This window comes from Streptomyces sp. NPDC059853, assembly GCF_042731495.1.
In the GTDB taxonomy this organism is placed as follows: Bacteria; Actinomycetota; Actinomycetes; order Streptomycetales; family Streptomycetaceae; genus Streptomyces.
The window spans coordinates 24,591-41,123 of record NZ_JBHWJL010000011.1 but is presented as its reverse complement, the minus strand read 5'-3'; the positions used below and the strand labels follow the sequence as shown (position 1 = coordinate 41,123).

14 protein-coding genes and 1 pseudogene are annotated in these 16,533 nt (G+C 72.8%); 11 read left to right on the top strand and 4 right to left on the bottom strand.

All coding sequences use genetic code 11. The features are described from left to right. Positions 1–763, bottom strand: a pseudogene (locus tag ACFV5N_RS02535) (hypothetical protein); the annotation flags it as partial. 170 nt (positions 764–933) lie between these two features. Here ACFV5N_RS02535 and pstB (ACFV5N_RS02530) point away from each other — a divergent pair. The 6 genes from pstB (ACFV5N_RS02530) to pstB (ACFV5N_RS02505) all read left to right on the top strand — a co-directional run bounded on the left by pstB (ACFV5N_RS02530) (position 934) and on the right by pstB (ACFV5N_RS02505) (position 6,569). Beyond that, positions 934–1,710, top strand: coding sequence for a phosphate ABC transporter ATP-binding protein PstB (gene pstB / locus ACFV5N_RS02530; RefSeq protein WP_385592985.1), 777 nt, complete (start codon positions 934–936; stop codon positions 1,708–1,710). Between the two features lie 58 nt (positions 1,711–1,768). Next, entirely contained in the window at positions 1,769–2,446 is a 678-nt protein-coding gene (locus ACFV5N_RS02525; protein ID WP_385592983.1) for a response regulator transcription factor, read from the top strand. Positions 2,447–2,610: 164 nt separating this feature from the next. Then, positions 2,611–3,708: a phosphate ABC transporter substrate-binding protein PstS gene (gene pstS, locus ACFV5N_RS02520; protein WP_385592980.1), complete on the top strand. Its 1,098-nt coding sequence runs from the start codon at positions 2,611–2,613 to the stop codon at positions 3,706–3,708. Between the two features lie 145 nt (positions 3,709–3,853). Next, positions 3,854–4,837, top strand: a complete 984-nt coding sequence (gene pstC, locus ACFV5N_RS02515; RefSeq protein ID WP_385592977.1) for a phosphate ABC transporter permease subunit PstC — start codon at positions 3,854–3,856, stop codon at positions 4,835–4,837. After that, positions 4,834–5,775, top strand: a complete 942-nt coding sequence (pstA, locus tag ACFV5N_RS02510; protein ID WP_385592974.1) for a phosphate ABC transporter permease PstA — start codon at positions 4,834–4,836, stop codon at positions 5,773–5,775. The genes pstC and pstA overlap by 4 nt, the downstream gene beginning before the upstream one ends. A gap of 20 nt (positions 5,776–5,795) precedes the next feature. Then, positions 5,796–6,569: a phosphate ABC transporter ATP-binding protein PstB gene (gene pstB, locus ACFV5N_RS02505; RefSeq protein WP_385592971.1), complete on the top strand. Its 774-nt coding sequence runs from the start codon at positions 5,796–5,798 to the stop codon at positions 6,567–6,569. Here the strand turns inward: pstB (ACFV5N_RS02505) and ACFV5N_RS02500 are convergent. Further along, positions 6,545–6,826: a DUF397 domain-containing protein gene (locus ACFV5N_RS02500; RefSeq protein ID WP_385592968.1), complete on the bottom strand. Its 282-nt coding sequence runs from the start codon at positions 6,824–6,826 to the stop codon at positions 6,545–6,547. The genes pstB (ACFV5N_RS02505) and ACFV5N_RS02500 overlap by 25 nt on opposite strands. Further along, complete coding sequence (locus ACFV5N_RS02495; protein WP_385592965.1) at positions 6,823–7,665, bottom strand: helix-turn-helix domain-containing protein; 843 nt, start codon at positions 7,663–7,665, stop codon at positions 6,823–6,825. Before ACFV5N_RS02495 ends, ACFV5N_RS02500 begins: the two co-directional genes overlap by 4 nt. Positions 7,666–7,826: 161 nt before the next feature. Between ACFV5N_RS02495 and ACFV5N_RS02490 the strand changes: the two genes are divergently transcribed. The 4 genes from ACFV5N_RS02490 to ACFV5N_RS02475 all read left to right on the top strand — a co-directional run bounded on the left by ACFV5N_RS02490 (position 7,827) and on the right by ACFV5N_RS02475 (position 13,991). Beyond that, positions 7,827–10,328, top strand: coding sequence for a helicase-associated domain-containing protein (locus tag ACFV5N_RS02490; protein ID WP_385592962.1), 2,502 nt, complete (start codon positions 7,827–7,829; stop codon positions 10,326–10,328). Positions 10,329–10,465: 137 nt separating this feature from the next. Then, positions 10,466–11,302 (top strand): M23 family metallopeptidase, encoded by an 837-nt coding sequence (locus ACFV5N_RS02485; protein WP_385592959.1) that lies wholly within the window; start codon positions 10,466–10,468, stop codon positions 11,300–11,302. A gap of 22 nt (positions 11,303–11,324) precedes the next feature. Further along, complete coding sequence (locus ACFV5N_RS02480; protein WP_385592956.1) at positions 11,325–12,239, top strand: aminoglycoside phosphotransferase family protein; 915 nt, start codon at positions 11,325–11,327, stop codon at positions 12,237–12,239. A gap of 99 nt (positions 12,240–12,338) precedes the next feature. Further along, complete coding sequence (locus ACFV5N_RS02475) at positions 12,339–13,991, top strand: DNA repair helicase XPB (RefSeq protein WP_385592953.1); 1,653 nt, start codon at positions 12,339–12,341, stop codon at positions 13,989–13,991. Here the strand turns inward: ACFV5N_RS02475 and ACFV5N_RS02470 are convergent. Continuing rightward, entirely contained in the window at positions 13,948–14,148 is a 201-nt protein-coding gene (locus ACFV5N_RS02470; protein ID WP_385592950.1) for a hypothetical protein, read from the bottom strand. The two genes, ACFV5N_RS02475 and ACFV5N_RS02470, sit on opposite strands and share 44 nt — an antisense overlap. A 242-nt stretch (positions 14,149–14,390) precedes the next feature. Between ACFV5N_RS02470 and ACFV5N_RS02465 the strand changes: the two genes are divergently transcribed. Then, positions 14,391–16,466, top strand: coding sequence for a HelD family protein (locus ACFV5N_RS02465; protein WP_385592948.1), 2,076 nt, complete (start codon positions 14,391–14,393; stop codon positions 16,464–16,466). Positions 16,467–16,533: the final 67 nt, after the last annotated feature.

The window sequence follows — 16,533 nt, the reverse complement described above, 5'->3', positions numbered from 1 at the left end:
CGCGGACGCCGAGGCCGATGCGGTCGGGGACGCCGAAGGTGACGCGGTGGCGGACTCGGAGGCGGAATCGGAGGCGGCGGAAGGCTCCGAGGAGGGAGAGGCCGCGGTCGGCGCGGCGCCAGCCGGTGGGCGGCGGCGGGGCCGCGGGCTCGGCTGGGGCCGCCTCGGCGGGCGCGGTCTCCACGGCCGGGGCCGCCGCCGGGGCCGGGACGGCCGGTTTCGGGGCGGTGCGGTCCTCCACCGGGGCGCGCAGCATCTCGGGGATCTCGATGCCGCCGACGAAGCCGCCGATCTGGCCGTCCGGCCAGTACAGCCGCGGGGGCTTCGGCTGCTCCGTCCAGTCCTCGGCGTCCTCCTCCGGGACGCCGGCCCGTGCCGCGGGGGCCGGCTCCTGGGCCGGCTCGGGCTCCGGGGCGGGCGGCCGGTCCTTCGGCTTGCGGAAGGAGAAGCGCGTCGGTTTGTCCGGCCGCGGCGCGGCCGGTGCCGCCGGGGCGGGCTCGGGCGCCGGGACCGCGGGGGCGGCCGGTGCCGTGCCGCCCGCCGCGTTCGCGACGACGTCCTCCGGGCGGCCCAGCTGCCGCAGGATGCGCTTGATGTCGGACCGGCTCTCCTCGCCGTCGACCCGGGATCGCTGCTGACCGATCTCCGTGCGCAACCGCCCCACCAGCGCCGCCCGTTCGGCCGCCGACATGCTGGTGGTGTGGGCCAGGTCGCCCACCTTGCTCAGATAGTCGAGTACCAGCTGTTCGCCTTCGATCCCCACGGGCCCGATGGTAGCCGCAGCACCCATGGCTTCGCCGCTGTTCATCAAGGGTTCACCCGACACCCCGCAACCGGCTACCCACGCCTCGTTACATGTGAACCATGGCGACAGGTCTTGCGACACCCCTTACCCCCCACGGCGGGCGCCGTCCCACCGAGGGTGCCCCCGTCGTGTTCGAACTCGGCGGGGTGAACGTGTCGTACGGGACGCACCGCGCCGTACGGGATGTCTCCCTGGACATCCACGAACGCGAGATCACCGCGCTCATAGGCCCCTCGGGCTGCGGCAAGTCCACCGTGCTGCGCTGCCTGAACCGGATGAACGACCTGGTGCCCGGGGCGAGCGTCAGCGGCAAGGTCGCCTACCGGGGCACGGATCTCTACGGTGCGGACGTCGACTCCATCGAGGTGCGGCGGCGGATCGGGATGGTGTTCCAGAAGCCCAACCCGTTCCCCAAGTCCATCTACGACAACGTCGCGTACGGGCTGCGGTTCGGCCCCGACCGGCTCAGCCGCTCGGACCTGGACGACCGGGTCGAGGCCGCGCTCACCAGCGCCGCCCTGTGGGACGAGGTCAAGGACAAGCTGAACAGCAGCGGCCACGCGCTCTCCGGCGGCCAGCAGCAGCGCCTGTGCATCGCGCGGGCGGTCGCCGTGCGGCCGGATGTGGTGCTGATGGACGAGCCCTGCTCGGCGCTCGATCCCATCGCCACGGCGAAGATCGAGGACCTGATGCAGAAACTCGCGGACGAATTCACGCTGGTGATCGTCACGCACAATATGCAGCAGGCCGCCCGGGTTTCCGACCGCACCGCGTTCTTCACTGCCGACACCGACAGCGAGGGGGTACGCCATGGGCGCCTGGTTGAGTACGACGCGACCGAGACAATCTTCAACCGGCCCGCTGACCAGCGTACCGAGGATTACATCTCCGGACGCTTCGGATAATCCGCAGCCACAGGAAGCGGACCACTTTCCCGGAATAGCGGTCGGTGTCAATCCGCTGGTGCTGCTCGCGGACGCGGACGAACGCATCCGGCAGGGACTCACCGCCCAGCTGGCGAAATACCAGGTGTCCGTCGTGCAGTGCGGGGACGGCGCCACCGCCCTGCTGGAAGCCGGGCTGCGCCGGCCCGACGTCCTGCTGCTCTCCGCCGGGCTGCCGCTGCTGGACGGCGCCACCGTCACCCGCATGGTGCGCCGCCGGCTGTCCATCCCGGTGGTCCTCGGGGTCAGCCCCGAGGACGGCGACCAGGTGGGACCCGCCCTCGCGGCCGGGGCCAGCGCCTGCGTGGCGCGGCCCTACCGGCCGCGCGAGGTGGCCCGGTTGCTCAGCCTGTCCGACCGCGGGCAGCGCGGCGGCTGGGACCAGCCGCTGGTGTGCGGGCCGCTCACCCTGGACCCGGGCACGTACGAGGTGCGGATGCACGGGGTGGTCACCGCCCGGCTGCCGCTGCGCGAGTTCCAGTTGCTGCACCTGCTGATGCTGCACGCGGAAAAGGTCATCACCCGCGACCGTATCCGCGCCGAACTGTGGGGCGACGGCGCCAGCCGCTCGAATACCATCACCGTTCACATTCGGCGGCTGCGGGAACGGCTCGGCGACGACCCGCACCACCCGGAGATCATCCAGACGGTGCGCGGCGTCGGTTACCGGCTGGTGCCGCCGGCCCCGTACTCCTAGCCCGTCCGCTTTCGCAGGTGACGTCTTTCTTAACGATTTCAGCTCTCTTTGTGAAACTGCCGGTTCCGCCGAACCTATCTTTCTGTTCACCTTCCGGACCGTCCGCCTTCGCCACACGCTCCTACGTTCTCCCCGAGACATTCGAAGTCAAAGGAGCAAAGGCCATGCGCAACTGGCGCGCCAAGACCGCGGCGGTCGTCGCGGTGTCCGCCCTGGCCCTGACCGCGTGCGGCGGCGGCGACGGCAACGGTGACAACGGCGGTGACAGCACGACGAACGAAGGCGGTTCCTCGCTGTCCGGCACCGTGACCGGTGCCGGCGCCTCCTTCCCCGCCACCGTCTTCCAGGACTGGATAGCCGCCTACCAGGGCGACAAGTCCGGTGTCACCGTCAACTACCAGAGCGTCGGATCCGGCACCGGCGTCGAGCAGTTCATCGGGCAGTCCATCGACTTCGGCTCCTCCGAGGAGTACCTGAGCGACGAGGCGCTGGCCGAGGCCGAGGCCGCCCGCGGCTGCCCGGCCGTGCAGTTCCCGGTCGTCTTCGGCTCGGTCGCGATCGCGTTCAACGACGCCTCGCTGGACGGCCTCGTGCTGAGCCCCGAGGTCATCGCGGGCATCTACTCCCGCGACATCACCAACTACAACGACCCGGCGATCGCCGAGCTGAACCCGGACTTCGACCTGCCGGACCAGGACATCCTGCCGGTCCACCGGTCCGACTCCTCCGGCACCACCTTCGTCTTCTCCCACTACCTCAACACCGAGGTCCCCGCCTGGGCCGACGCCTACGGCGAGGGCAAGGAGATCGAGTGGTCCGGTGACACCATCGGCGGCGAGGGCAACGAGGGCGTCTCGCAGCAGATCTCGCAGAACCCCGGCGGCCTCGGCTACGTGAACCAGTCCTACGCGCTGGAACTCGGCCTGCCCACCGCCCAGGTCGTCAACGCCGACGGCAACCCCGTCGCGCCGACCCTGGAGGCCACCACGGCCGCCTCGGAGGAGGCGGAGATCCCCGACACCTTCCAGTTCACCATCAACGGTGTGGGCGGTGACGGCTACCCGATCGCCGGCACCAACTTCATCCTCGCCTACACCTGCGGCTACGACGACGCCACGGCCGACATCATCAAGGACTTCTGGTCCTGGACGCTGACCGAGGACGCCGACGCGCTGGCCCTGGAGCTGGGCTACGCCCCGCTGGGCGCGGACCTCAAGGAGCGGGTGCAGGCGCAGATCGACCTGATCAACAGCGAGGCCTGAGCGCTCTGAACCGCGCAGCACCGCAGTCCCCCCGCCGCCCGGGGCGGTAACCACCCCGCCCCGGGCGTTCCCCGTACCCGTTCCGCCCCACGTCCACGTCCCACGTTCCGTCCCCCCGTGGCAGCAGACAGGAGCAGCAGCAACGATGTCGGCCACACTGTCCCGTCAACGAAAGCGGATAGCCGACCCGGCGTTCCGCTGGTTCGTGACGCTCGCCGGCGCCAGCGTCTTCGTCATCCTCGCCGGGATGGTCATCAGAACGACCAACGACGCCTGGCCCATCTTCCAGTACCAGGGCTTCTTCAGCTTTCTGACCGGTGACCAGTGGCTGGCCGGCTCCAGCCGCACCGACAGCGACTTCACCGGGACGTACGGGGCCTGGCCGTTCATCTACGGCACCCTCGTCACCGCGCTGATCGCCATCGTGATCGCGCTGCCGCTCGCGCTGTGCGTCGCCTTCTACATCAACCAGCTCGCGCCGAAGCGGCTGCGCAACCCGCTGTCGTACTCCGTGGAGATGCTGGCCGCCGTGCCCAGCATCATCTTCGGCATGTGGGGCTTCTTCTGGCTGCTGCCGAATGTCCTGCGCCCCTTCCTGGAGTGGCTGGAGTCCTCGCTCGGCTGGATCAGCATCATCGGCTGGAAGCCCTTCGAGGGCCCGGTGTTCGGCTCCAGCTACCTGGCGGCCGGCATCGTGCTGGCCATCATGATCCTGCCGATCATCACCGCGATCGTCCGCGAGGTCATCGCGGTCAACCCCGTCGACCAGCAGCACGCCGCGTACGCGCTGGGCGCCACCCGCTTCGAGGTGATGCGCAAGGTGGTGCTGCCCTCCAGCTTCTCCGGGATCGTGGCCGCCAGCATGCTGGGCCTGGGCCGCGCGGTCGGCGAGACGGTGGCCGTGATGATGCTGATCGGGTCCACCAAGAGCTGGGACGGTTCACTGCTGTCCGCCGGTGACTCGATGGCCGCGCACATCGCGGCGCGGTTCGGCGAGGCGACACCGGAGACCACCAAGGCGCTCATGGCGATCGGCGTGGTGCTCTTCCTCTTCACCATGATCATCAACATCGGGGCCCGACTGCTGGTGTGGCGGATCGGCCGAGTCTCGGGGGACGCCGCCGTATGAGCACCACCGACACCACCGACACCACCGCGAAGACCACGGAGACCGGCCACCGCAGCCTGCTGGTGAAGCAGGGCAACGCCGGTGCGCGCGCGGTGAAGAACCGTATCGCCATCGGCGTGCTGACGGCCGCGATGGCGATCGCCGTCGTCCCGCTGCTCCTCATCATCTGGGAGGTCACCCGGCGCGGCATCGGCGCCGTCCACTGGGACTTCTTCACCACGGACGAGCCCAGCTACCGCCAGGAGGGCGGCTACCGGGCCGGGTTCGTGGGCACCGCGTACGTCATGGGCGGCGCGATCCTGCTGTCCGTGCCGCTGGGCCTGGCCACCGCCGTCTACGTGGTGGAGTACGGCCGCGAGACCCGCGCCGGGCGCCGGCTGTCCGACCTGATCCGGTTCTTCACCGATGTGATGACCGGCATCCCCTCGATCTTCGTGGGTCTGTTCGTGTACGGCTTCCTGGTCTCCTCCACCGGCGGCCTGGGGCAGGGCTTCAACGCCTTCGCGGGCTCGGTCGCCATCGCGATCATCATGCTGCCGATCGTGGCGCGCTCCAGCGAGGAGATGCTGAAGCTGGTGCCGGACGAGTGGCGCAACGCCAGTTACGCGCTGGGCGCCAGCAAGTCCCGCACGGTGCTGACCACCGTCCTGCCGGCCGCCGCGCCGGGGCTCGCCACCGGCTCGATGCTGGCGGTGGCCCGGGGCGCCGGTGAGACCGCGCCGCTGATCATGACCATCCTCGGCTCCCAGTACCTGGTGAGCAGCTACTTCGAGGGCGCGCAGGGCGCCGTGCCGCTGCAGATCTACCGGGGTGCCCGGCAGCAGTTCGAGGCCGGCATCGAGCGGGCGTGGGGCGGCGCGCTGTCGCTGTTCCTGCTGGTGCTGATCCTGGTGGTGCTGGCCCGCTGGCTCGGTTCCAAGGCCAACAAGCTCAAGTGAGAAGGGGGAGGCGGGCAGACATGTCGGTCTTCGACGTCCAGGGTCTCGGCGTGGCCTACGGGGGCTTCACCGCCGTCAAGGACATCAGCCTGGAGATACCGCGCAACAAGGTCACCGCGCTGATCGGCCCCTCGGGCTGCGGCAAGTCCACGGTGCTGCGCTGTCTGAACCGGATGAACGACCTGATGGATGCCACCGTCAGCGGGAAGATCATCTACAACGGCGAGGACATCTACGGTCCCGAGGTGGACGCGGCGGAGGTGCGGCGCCGGATCGGGATGGTGTTCCAGCGGCCGAACCCGTTCCCCAAGTCGATCTACGAGAACGTGGCCTTCGGGCCGCGGCTCAACGGGTTCAAGGGCGACCTCGACCAGCTGGTGGAGGAGTCGCTGCGCGGTGTGGCGCTGTGGGACGAGGTGAAGGACAAGCTGGACGATCCGGGGACGGCGCTGTCGGGCGGTCAGCAGCAGCGGCTGTGCATCGCGCGGGCGATCGCCGTGCAGCCGGATGTGCTGCTGATGGACGAGCCGTGCTCGGCGCTCGACCCGATCGCCACGCTGAAGATCGAGGATCTGATCCGGCAGCTGGAGCGTTCGTACAGCATCGTGATCGTCACCCACAACATGCAGCAGGCGGCGCGGGTGTCGGAGATGACGGCGTTCTTCAGCGTCGACATCGACGACGAGCACGGGATGCGCACGGGTGCGCTGGTGGAGTACGACACCACGGAGAAGATCTTCAACAACCCGGGCAACACCAGGACCGAGGACTACATCAGCGGCCGGTTCGGCTGAGCGGGGCCGGCGGTCCCGCGGGTCCGTGGCCCGCTGGGCAGGACGGGTAAGACGAATCGTTCCTGCTGTGCGACGGCGGCCAGCAGGGCGGCGACCCTGGCCCGGGTGGCGGCCAGCACGGTCTCCGGCCGGTCGCTCTCCCGCAGCAGGACGAGACCGAGCCGGCCGCCGCCGCCCGGAGCGGGGGCGGCGGCCAGTTCCAGGCAGTTCTCGCCACCACCCGAGGAGAAGGAGGACTTCTGCCAGCGAGTGGTCATAGCTCCCGCGCGATGTGATGGATCAGTCCGCGCGACTCGGCGGGGCTGAGCGTGAAGTCGTGGGCGTCGTCGAAGAAGTCCCGGTACTCGCGCAACTGGTCGTCGGCGGTGAGCAGCAGCCCGCCGATCGGGGTGTCCATCTGCACCGTGTCCAGCTGCCGGACCACCCCGTGCGCGTACAGCAGCGGCTGGGTGGCCTCGTAGAAGCGTTCATTGGTGAACGGGATGACCCGCAAGGTGATGTGCGGGCGCTCGGACGCCTTCATCAGATGCTCCAGCTGCGTGCGCACCACCCGCCGCCCGCCGAACCGCATGCGCAGCGCCGCCTCGTGCAGCACCACGTCGAACGGGGCGGGGTCGGTGCGCTCCAGGACGGTCTGCCGGCGCAGCCGGTACTCGACGTACGGTTCGACCTCGCCGGGCGGGCGCATGCCGTTGACGGCGCGGATGTACTCCTCCGTCTGGAGCAGGCCGGGCACGTTGACGGTGTGCAGGATGCGCATCCGGGTGCTGTGGTGCTCCAGTTCGGCCAGGTCGAGGAAGCGGGGCGGCAGGACGCCGCGGTAGGAGTCCCACCAGTACTGGCCGCGGTGCTCGCGGGCGATCGCGCTCAGGGCCTCCAGCAGCGGCGTGTCGGTGCAGCCGTAGTAGGCGGCGAGTCTGCGGATGCGCTCCTCGCTGACGCCGATCCGGCCCGACTCGATGTGGCTGATCTTGCCCTGGTCGGTGCCGAGCATGGCGGCGGTCTCGCGTGCGGTGCGGCCGGCCTGTTCGCGCAGCTTGCGCAGTTCTGCTCCCAGGCGGGCTTGCCGGGCGGTGGGGCGCTCCCTCGGCGGCATGGTGGTTCTCCGGTCCTGTTGATCGCTGGCTCCTGAGTTTGCCGCCCCATTACTCCCCGAGTCCACTTGCATGCGCAGGGGTACAGGTACCCCGGGGGGCTATGGGAGGTTCTGCGGCGGTTTCCTGTTCTGGCGGAGGTGCTACCGGTACCGTTGCTGGGATGACCACTGAGCAGCGTCCGCGCGGTCCGCGCACCCTGGCCGAGGAACTGCGCTCCCGCGGCGACGAGGAGCTTGCCGCCCTGCTGCGGGCCCGAGCCGACCTGCTCTCCCCGCTGCCCGGCGACGTCTCCCAGCTGGCCACCCGGGCCGGCACCCGCGCCTCGGTGACCCGCGCGCTCGAACGCCTCGACACCTTCACACTCCAGGTGGCGGAGGCCCTGGCCGTCGCCCCGCAGCCCTGCCCCTACGACACGCTGGCCGCCCTGCTGCCCGGCGGGGAGCGGGAGCTGCCCGGCGCGCTGGCGCGGCTGCGCCGGCGCGCCCTGCTCTGGGGCGCCGAGCACGAGCCACGGCTGGTGCGCACCGCGCAGGAGGTGCTGGCGCCCACCGCCGCCCGGCCGGGCAGCACCGGGCTCGGGCCGACCGTCGCCGAGGCGTGCGCGGGCATCTCACCGCGCCGGGTGCAGGAACTGCTGACCGGCGCCGGACTCCCGGCCACCGGCGACCCGGTCAGCGCGGTGACCGCGCTGACCGGGCTGTTCGCCGACGAGGAACGGTTCGCCCGGCTGCTGGCGGCGGCCCCGCCCGGCGCCCGCGAGGCGCTGGACCGGCTGGCCTGGGGGCCGCCGTACGGCGAGGTGTCGGCCCGCCCGGGGCCGCAGCTGCGCTGGCTGCTGGACCGGGGCCTGCTGCTGCCGACTCAGCCCGGCACCGTGGTGCTGCCGCGCGAGGTGGCGCTGCGGCTGCGCGGCGGGCGCGCGCACCGCGACCTGCGCCCCCGGCCGCCGGAGGTGACCGCGCGCGCGGCGTACGCGCCCGATGTGGCCGACGCGGCGGGCGCGGGCGCCGCACAGGGCGCGCTGGGCCTGATCGAGGAACTGCTGACCCACTGGGCGGCCGAGCCGCCCCCGGTGCTGCGCACCGGCGGGGTCGGCGTGCGCGAGCTGAAGCGCACGGCGGTGGCCCTGGACGTACCGGAGCCGCAGGCCGCCTTCTGGGCCGAACTGGCGTACGCCGCCGGGCTGGTGGCGGGCGACGGCGAGGCGGACGAGCGGTACGCGCCCACCCCGGCGTACGACGCCTGGGCGGCCGAGCCGGGAGAGCGCCGCTGGGCGTGGCTGGCCCGGGTCTGGCTCACCGGCACCCGGGTCCCCGGCCTGGTCGGCGGCCGGGACGGCAAGGGCCGCCCGCTGATGGCGCTGGGCCCCGGCCTGGACCGCGGCCCGGCCGCCGAACTGCGCCGCCGCGTCCTCGGCCTGCTGGCCGCCCTCCCCGAGGGCACCGCCCCCGAGCCGCGGACCGTGCACGAGCGCATCGGCTGGGAACTGCCGCGCCGGATGACGCCCGAGGCCCGCGACGCGCTGTGCGCGGCGGTGCTGTCCGAGGCGGACCTGCTGGGCGTGACCGGGCGCGGCGCCCTCACCTCGTACGCCCGCGCGCTGCTGGACGACGGCGGGGCGGCGGAGGCGGCGGGCGACCGTCCGGCGGACCCGGCGGCGGGGGACACCACGGCGGCGGACTCCGCGGCGGACCGCGAGGCCGCGGCCGCCCGCCTGCTGGCCCCGCTCCTCCCCGAGGAACTGGACCACTTCCTCCTCCAGGCCGACCTGACCGCCGTCGCCCCGGGACCACTGCGCCGCGAACCCGCCCGGGCCATGGCGCTGATCGCCGACATCGAGTCCAAGGGCGGCGCCACCGTCTACCGGTTCACCCCCGGCTCGGTACGCCGCGCCCTCGACGCCGGCTGGACCCCCGACGCGCTGCACGGCTTCCTCGCCGAACACTCCCGCACCCCCGTGCCGCAGCCGCTCACCTACCTCGTCGACGACGTGGCCCGCCGGCACGGCCGGCTGCGGGTCGGGGTGGCCGCCGGCTATCTGCGCTGCGAGGACGAGGCCCTGCTCACCCAGGTCCTCGCCGACCGGCGCGCCGAACAGCTGCGGCTGCGCCGTATCGCGCCCACCGTCCTCATCTCCGGCGCACCCCCCGAGATCCTGCTGGCCCGGCTGCGCGACATGGGCCTGGCCCCGGCCGCCGAATCCGCCGAGGGCGCCGTGGTGACCCTGGCGGCCACCCGCCACCGCACCCCGCCGCGCACCGCGCCCGAACCGGTCCCGGACGGCCCGCCCGCCGCCGACGACCGGCTGCTCGCGGCGGCCGTCCGGGCCATCCGGGCCGGCGACCGCACCGAGGAACGCACCGACGAGGCGGCGACGGCCGCCGCCGCCAGAACCGGCGGCCGGGCGGTCCCCCCGCCCCCCGCCGGCACGCTGCCGCGCACCCCCGCCGCCGACACCCTCGCCACCCTCCAGGCGGCGGCGCTCTCCGGCGACCTGGTACGGATCGGCTACGTCGGCGCCGACGGCGTCGCCGCCCAGCACATCCTGGCCCCGGTCCGGGTGGAGGGCGGCTTCGTCACGGCGTTCGACCACACGGCGGAAGAAGTCCGCACCTACCCGCTGCACCGCATCACCGGCACCGTCGAACTCCCCGCCGACTAGGCCGCCCACCCCCGCCCGTTCTGTCCTTTCCCGACCGGCCCGCTGACCGCTTGCTGCCAGCCGCCCGGCGCGTAACGCGCGCCCGCACCGGGGAAGTCCGCTGCGACCCCACACGGACCGACCTCGGGAGGACCCCGGTGCGTTCCCTCCGCATCGCCCTGCTCGCGCTCGGGGCGCTCGTCGCCTCCATGCTGCTGCCCGGCACCGCCACCGGGGCCACCGCCGCCCCGGCCGCCGCACCGCTCTTCAAAGCCCCGTTCGGCTGCGGCCAGACCTGGACGTACAGCCACCACTCCGCCGAGGTACGGCGCGCGCTGGACTTCGTCCGCACCGACGGCGGGGCCACCGCCGGAGCCCCCGTGCTCGCCTCCGCCGCCGGGACCGCCACCCGGCACAGCCAGGCCGGCGGCGCCGGCAACTACATCGTCATCGACCACGGCGGCGGCTGGCGCACCTACTACTTCCACCTCGCCGCGTACTCCGTGCCCAGCGGCGCCCACGTCGCCCAGGGCCAGCAGATCGGCACCACCGGCTCCACCGGCAACTCCTCCGGCGCGCACATCCACTACGAGCAGCTGCTGAACGGCGTCGGCCAGGACATCCGCATCAACGGCACCGCACTCCCGTACCCCGGCTCGTACCACCAGCGGTACCTCACCAGCGACAACGGCTGCGGCGGGGGAGGGGGCCGCTACTGGGTGGACACCTTCGCGCAGACCGAGGGCTACGCCGCGCCGAACACCGCCTCCCCGCAGGGCGTGCTGCTCCAGGGCACCCACTACGTCTACTGCAAGGTCTGGGGCGCCCGCTACGAGGGCGTGTACGGCCACAACCACTGGTGGCTGCGCACCGACCTCGACCGCACCTACCCCGGCGGCAACGGGCGCGGCGCGTACGTGCCGGCCTACTTCCTCTCCCGCTGGGGCAACGACGAGGCCCGGGACAACAGCGGAAACGTCATACCCGACTGCTGACCCCCGGCCCTAGGGTGGCGGCATGAGCGCACCGATCGCGGTACCGGACGGGCTGGCAGCCAACTACGCGGCGTACCACGGCGCCCCGGGCGCCGCGTGGATCGCCGGCCTGCCCCGCCTCGCCGCCACCCTGCTGGAGCGCTGGGACCTGCGCCCGGACGGCCCGGCGGCGCACGGCGTGTGCGCGCTGGTCCTCCCGGTCATCCGCACCACCGACGGCACGCCCGGCGCGCTGAAGCTCCAGATGGTGGACGAGGAGACGGCGGACGAGCCCCGCGCCCTCGCCGCCTGGGCGGGGCGCGGCGCCGTACGGCTGCTGGCCCACGACGCGGAGAGCGGCGCCATGCTGCTGGAACGGCTCGCCCCGCGCTCCCTGGCGGACGTGCCGGACGACCTGGCGGCCCTGGAGGTGCTGTCCGGGCTGCTGGCCCGGCTGGTCACCGTCCCCGCCCCGCCGGGGCTGCGCACCCTGGCCGGTATCGGCGCCCGGATGCTGGAGCGCACCCCGGTGCTCGCCGCCTACCACGACCCGGCCGACCGGGCGCTGTACGCCGACTGCGCCGCCGCCCTGCGCGCGGTGCTGCCCGAGCCGGGCGGGGCGCTGCTCCACTGGGACCTGCACTACGCGAACGTGCTGGCCGGCGAGCGCGAGCCCTGGCTGGCGATCGACCCCAAACCGCTGGCCGGCGACCCCTGCTTCGACCTCCTGCCCGCCCTGCACAACCGCTTCGCCGAGATCACCGCCGCCCCCGACCCGCGGCGCGCCGTGCGCCGCCGCTTCGACCTGATGACGGCCACCGCCGCCCTGGACCGCGACCGCGCGGTGGCCTGGACGCTGGCCCGGATCCTCCAGAACGGCCTGTGGGCAGCCGAATCCGGCGCCACCGCCGCACCCCCCGCCCACACCCTGATCCACGCGGCACTGCGCTCGCCCTGACCGGCCGCACACCCCGGCCGACCGGGTCCCGGCGCCCCGTGGGGGCGATGCTGCACACTGGAAGCTTGGCCGGAACCTGACCAGTACGGAGGTAGGCGCGTGTCGGGACCGCTCATCGTCCAGAGTGACAAGACGCTGCTGCTCGAAGTCGATCACGAGCAGGCCGAGGCGTGCCGGCGGGCCATCGCTCCGTTCGCCGAGTTGGAGCGGGCGCCCGAGCACATCCACACCTACCGGGTGACCCCGCTCGGGCTGTGGAACGCCCGCGCCGCCGGGCACGACGCCGAGCAGGTCGTCGACGCCCTCGTCACCCACTCCCGCTACCCGGTGCCGCAGGCGCTGCTCGTGGATGTGGCCGAGACCATGGCCCGCTACGGGCGGCTGTCCCTCGTCAAGCACCCCGTGCACGGGCTCGTCCTCCAGACCACCGACCGGCCCGTGCTGGAGGAGGTGCTGCGCTCCAAGCGGATCAAGCCGCTGGTCGGGGCCAGGATCGACGCCGACCAGGTGGCCGTGCACCCCTCCGAGCGCGGCCAGATCAAGCAGGCGCTGCTGCGGCTCGGCTGGCCGGCCGAGGACCTGGCCGGGTATGTGGACGGCGAGGCGCACCCGATCGAGCTGGCCGAGGACGGCTGGGCGCTGCGCCCGTACCAGCGGCAGGCGGTCGAGGGGTTCTGGCACGGCGGGTCCGGGGTGGTCGTGCTGCCCTGCGGCGCCGGGAAGACGCTGGTGGGCGCCGGGGCGATGGCCACCGCCAAGTCGACGACGCTGATTCTGGTGACGAACACCGTCTCGGCCCGGCAGTGGAAGGCGGAGCTGGTGCGCCGCACCTCGCTGACCGAGGACGAGATCGGCGAGTACAGCGGCACCCGCAAGGAGATCCGCCCGGTCACCATCGCCACCTACCAGGTGCTCACCGTGAAGCGGAAGGGCGTCTATCCGCATCTGGAGCTGTTCGACTCCCGGGACTGGGGCCTGGTCGTCTACGACGAGGTGCATCTGCTGCCGGCGCCGGTGTTCAAGTTCACCGCCGACCTCCAGGCGCGGCGGCGGCTGGGGCTGACGGCGACGCTGGTGCGCGAGGACGGCCGCGAGTCGGACGTGTTCTCGCTGATCGGTCCGAAGCGCTTCGACGCCCCGTGGAAGGAGATCGAGGCGCAGGGCTACATCGCCCCGGCCGACTGTGTGGAGGTACGGGTCGATCTGACCGAGTCGGAGCGGCTGGCGTACGCGATGGCGGAGGCGGAGGAGAAGTACCGTTTCTGTGCGACCACCGACTCCAAGCGGCGGGTGACCGAGGAACTGGTGCGGCGGCACGCGGGGCAGCAGATCCTGGTGATCGGCCAGTACATCGACCAGCTGGACGAGCTGGGCGAGGCGCTGGGCGCCCCCGTCATCAAGGGCGACACCAGCAATACGCAGCGCGAGCGGCTGTTCGGCGCGTTCCGCGAGGGCGAGGTGAGCGTCCTCGTGGTGTCCAAGGTGGCGAACTTCTCCATCGACCTGCCGGAGGCGACGGTCGCCATCCAGGTGTCGGGCACGTTCGGCTCCCGGCAGGAGGAGGCGCAGCGGCTCGGCCGGGTGCTGCGGCCCAAGGCGGACGGGCACGAGGCCCGCTTCTACTCGGTCGTCGCCCGGGACACCATCGACCAGGACTTCGCCGCCCACCGGCAGCGGTTCCTCGCCGAGCAGGGCTACGCCTACCGGATCATGGACGCGTCCGAGCTGCGGGAGACCCCGGACGGCGTCTGACGGCGACCCCGTCCTCCACGTCGGCGCGGCCCAGGACGACCACCTCGAACGCCGCGACCAGCCAGACCCGGCCGGCGCGCAGCGCGTCCCCCAGCCGGTGCCGGGGGTGCGGGAGGAGCCCGGTGGCGGAGGCTCCGTGAACGGTCGTGGTACTCATGCCTCCACCGTGCCTCGCCGGGCCCGCGCCGGGCATCGGTCCAGGGTCGGAAAGCCGGATCCGTCCCCCTTAGGGAGAACCCCGAGCCGGGATAAGCGTTTGCGTTCGCGGCGGGCCGGGCCTAGGGTGCTGCGTCTGCCTCCCTCCCGGTCGGGAGTGGAGCCGGCCGCACGGTAACCGGCCGGCATCTTCCGTACCTCTCGCGCTCTCTTCCGCGCACGATTTCTCCCGGAGGCTTCGCCATGCCAGCGGACCGGACGGATCTTCCCGTGTCCTCCCCCTCCCCCCTGGACACCGAGCGGGCCCACCTCGCCGCCTCCCGCGCCGCGCTGCGCACCATGCGGGCCGAGGCGGAGGGCCTGGACATCAGCGATGTCACCGCGAACTGGGTCAACGCCGAGGTGCTCGCCTCCGAGCTGGCCCAGCGCATCAAGTCGCTCGCCGACCTGGCGGACACCCCGCTGTTCTTCGGCCGCGTCGACTACGAGCACGACCTGGGCGAGCAGGGCGACGAGACGGGCCGCCGGTTCTACATCGGGCGCCGCCACGTCCACGACGCGCACGGCGACCCGATGGTCATCGACTGGCGCGCCCCCGCCTCGCAGCCGTTCTACCGCGCGTCCAAAACCGATCCGCAGGATGTCGGGCTGCGCCGCCGCTTCGGGTACGACGGCGGCGAGCTGACCGCGTACGAGGACGAGCACCTGACCGATCCGGAGGAGGCGGAGCGTTCCTCCGCCCTCCTCCAGCGCGAGATCGAGAAGCCCCGCGTGGGCCCGATGCGCGACATCGTGGCCACCATCCAGCCCGAGCAGGACGAGATCGTGCGCGCCGGTCTGTCCGGCTCGGTGTGCGTGCAGGGCGCGCCGGGCACCGGGAAGACGGCGGTGGGCCTGCACCGGGTGGCGTATCTGCTGTACGCGTACCGCGAGCGGCTGGCCCGCAGCGGCACCCTGGTGATCGGGCCGAACCGCTCCTTCCTGCGCTACATCGAGCAGGTCCTGCCGGCGCTGGGCGAGCTGGAGGTCAAGCAGGCGACGGTGGACGATCTGGTGTCGGCCGGTCTGGAGATCCGCGGCACGGACTCCCCGGCCACGGCCCGGCTCAAGGGCGACGCGCGGATGGCGACGGTGCTGCGCCGGGCGGTGCGCGACGGGGTGCGGACGGTGCCGGCCGAGGGGGTGGTCGTGGTGCGCGGCTCGCGCCGCTGGCGGGTGCCGGCGGAGGAGATCACCGGAATCGTGACGGAGCTGCTGGCGCGCGACATCCGGTACGCGGCGGCGCGGGAGGCGCTGCCGCAGCGGATCGCGCACTCCGTGCTGGTGCGGATGGAGGCGGCGGGCGAGGCGCCCGACGACCGGGTGCAGAACGCGGTGGCCCGCACCCCGGCCGTCAAGGCGGTGGTGAAGGCGCTGTGGCCGCAGGTCGATCCGGAGAAGCTGGTGCTGCGGCTGCTGTCGGACGCGGAGTTCCTGGCCCGGGTGGCCGACGGGGTGCTGGACGAGGAGGAGCGGAAGCATCTGCTGTGGGAACGCCCGGCGCGTTCGGTGAAGTCGGCGCGCTGGTCGCCGGCCGACGCGGTGCTGATCGACGAGGCGCGGGATCTGATCGAGCGGACCGGGTCGCTGGGCCATGTGGTGCTGGACGAGGCGCAGGATCTGTCGCCGATGCAGTACCGGGCGGTGGGGCGCCGGTGCAGTACGGGGTCGGTGACGGTGCTGGGCGACATCGCGCAGGGCACCACGCCGTGGGCGACGTCGGGCTGGTCGGAGGCGCTGGCGCATCTGGGCAAGCCGGACGCGGTGGTGGAGGAGCTGACGCAGGGGTTCCGGGTGCCGCGCAAGGTGATCGCGTACGCGTCGCGGCTGCTGCCGGCGATCGCGCCCGAGCTGTCGGAGGCGACCTCGATCCGGGACTCGGCGGGCTCGCTGGTGATCCGGGAGGTGCCGGTGGGGGAGCTGGACGCGGCGGCGGTGGCGGCGTGCGCGGAGGCGCTGGAGCGGGAGGGTTCGGTGGGGCTGATCGCGGCGGACGCCCGGGTGCCGGTGCTGGCGTCGGCCCTGGCGGCGGCGGGTCTGGCGTATCTGACGCCGGGGGAGGAGACCTCGGCGGAGGCGCGGCTGACGCTGGTCCCGGCGTCGCTGGCGAAGGGTCTGGAGTACGACTACGTGGTGCTGGACGAGCCGGCGGCGGTGGTGGACGGCGAGCCGGACGAGCGGACCGGGCTGCGCCGGCTGTACGTGGCGCTCACCCGTGCGGTGTCCGGGCTGACGGTGACGCACGCGGCGCCGCTGCCGGACCGGCTGGCGGCCGGGTAGCGGGCTGAGGAGCTTCGGAACGGGAAGCCGGCGCTGAGCCGGCGGAGGGTCGGAGAGCGCCTGGGCC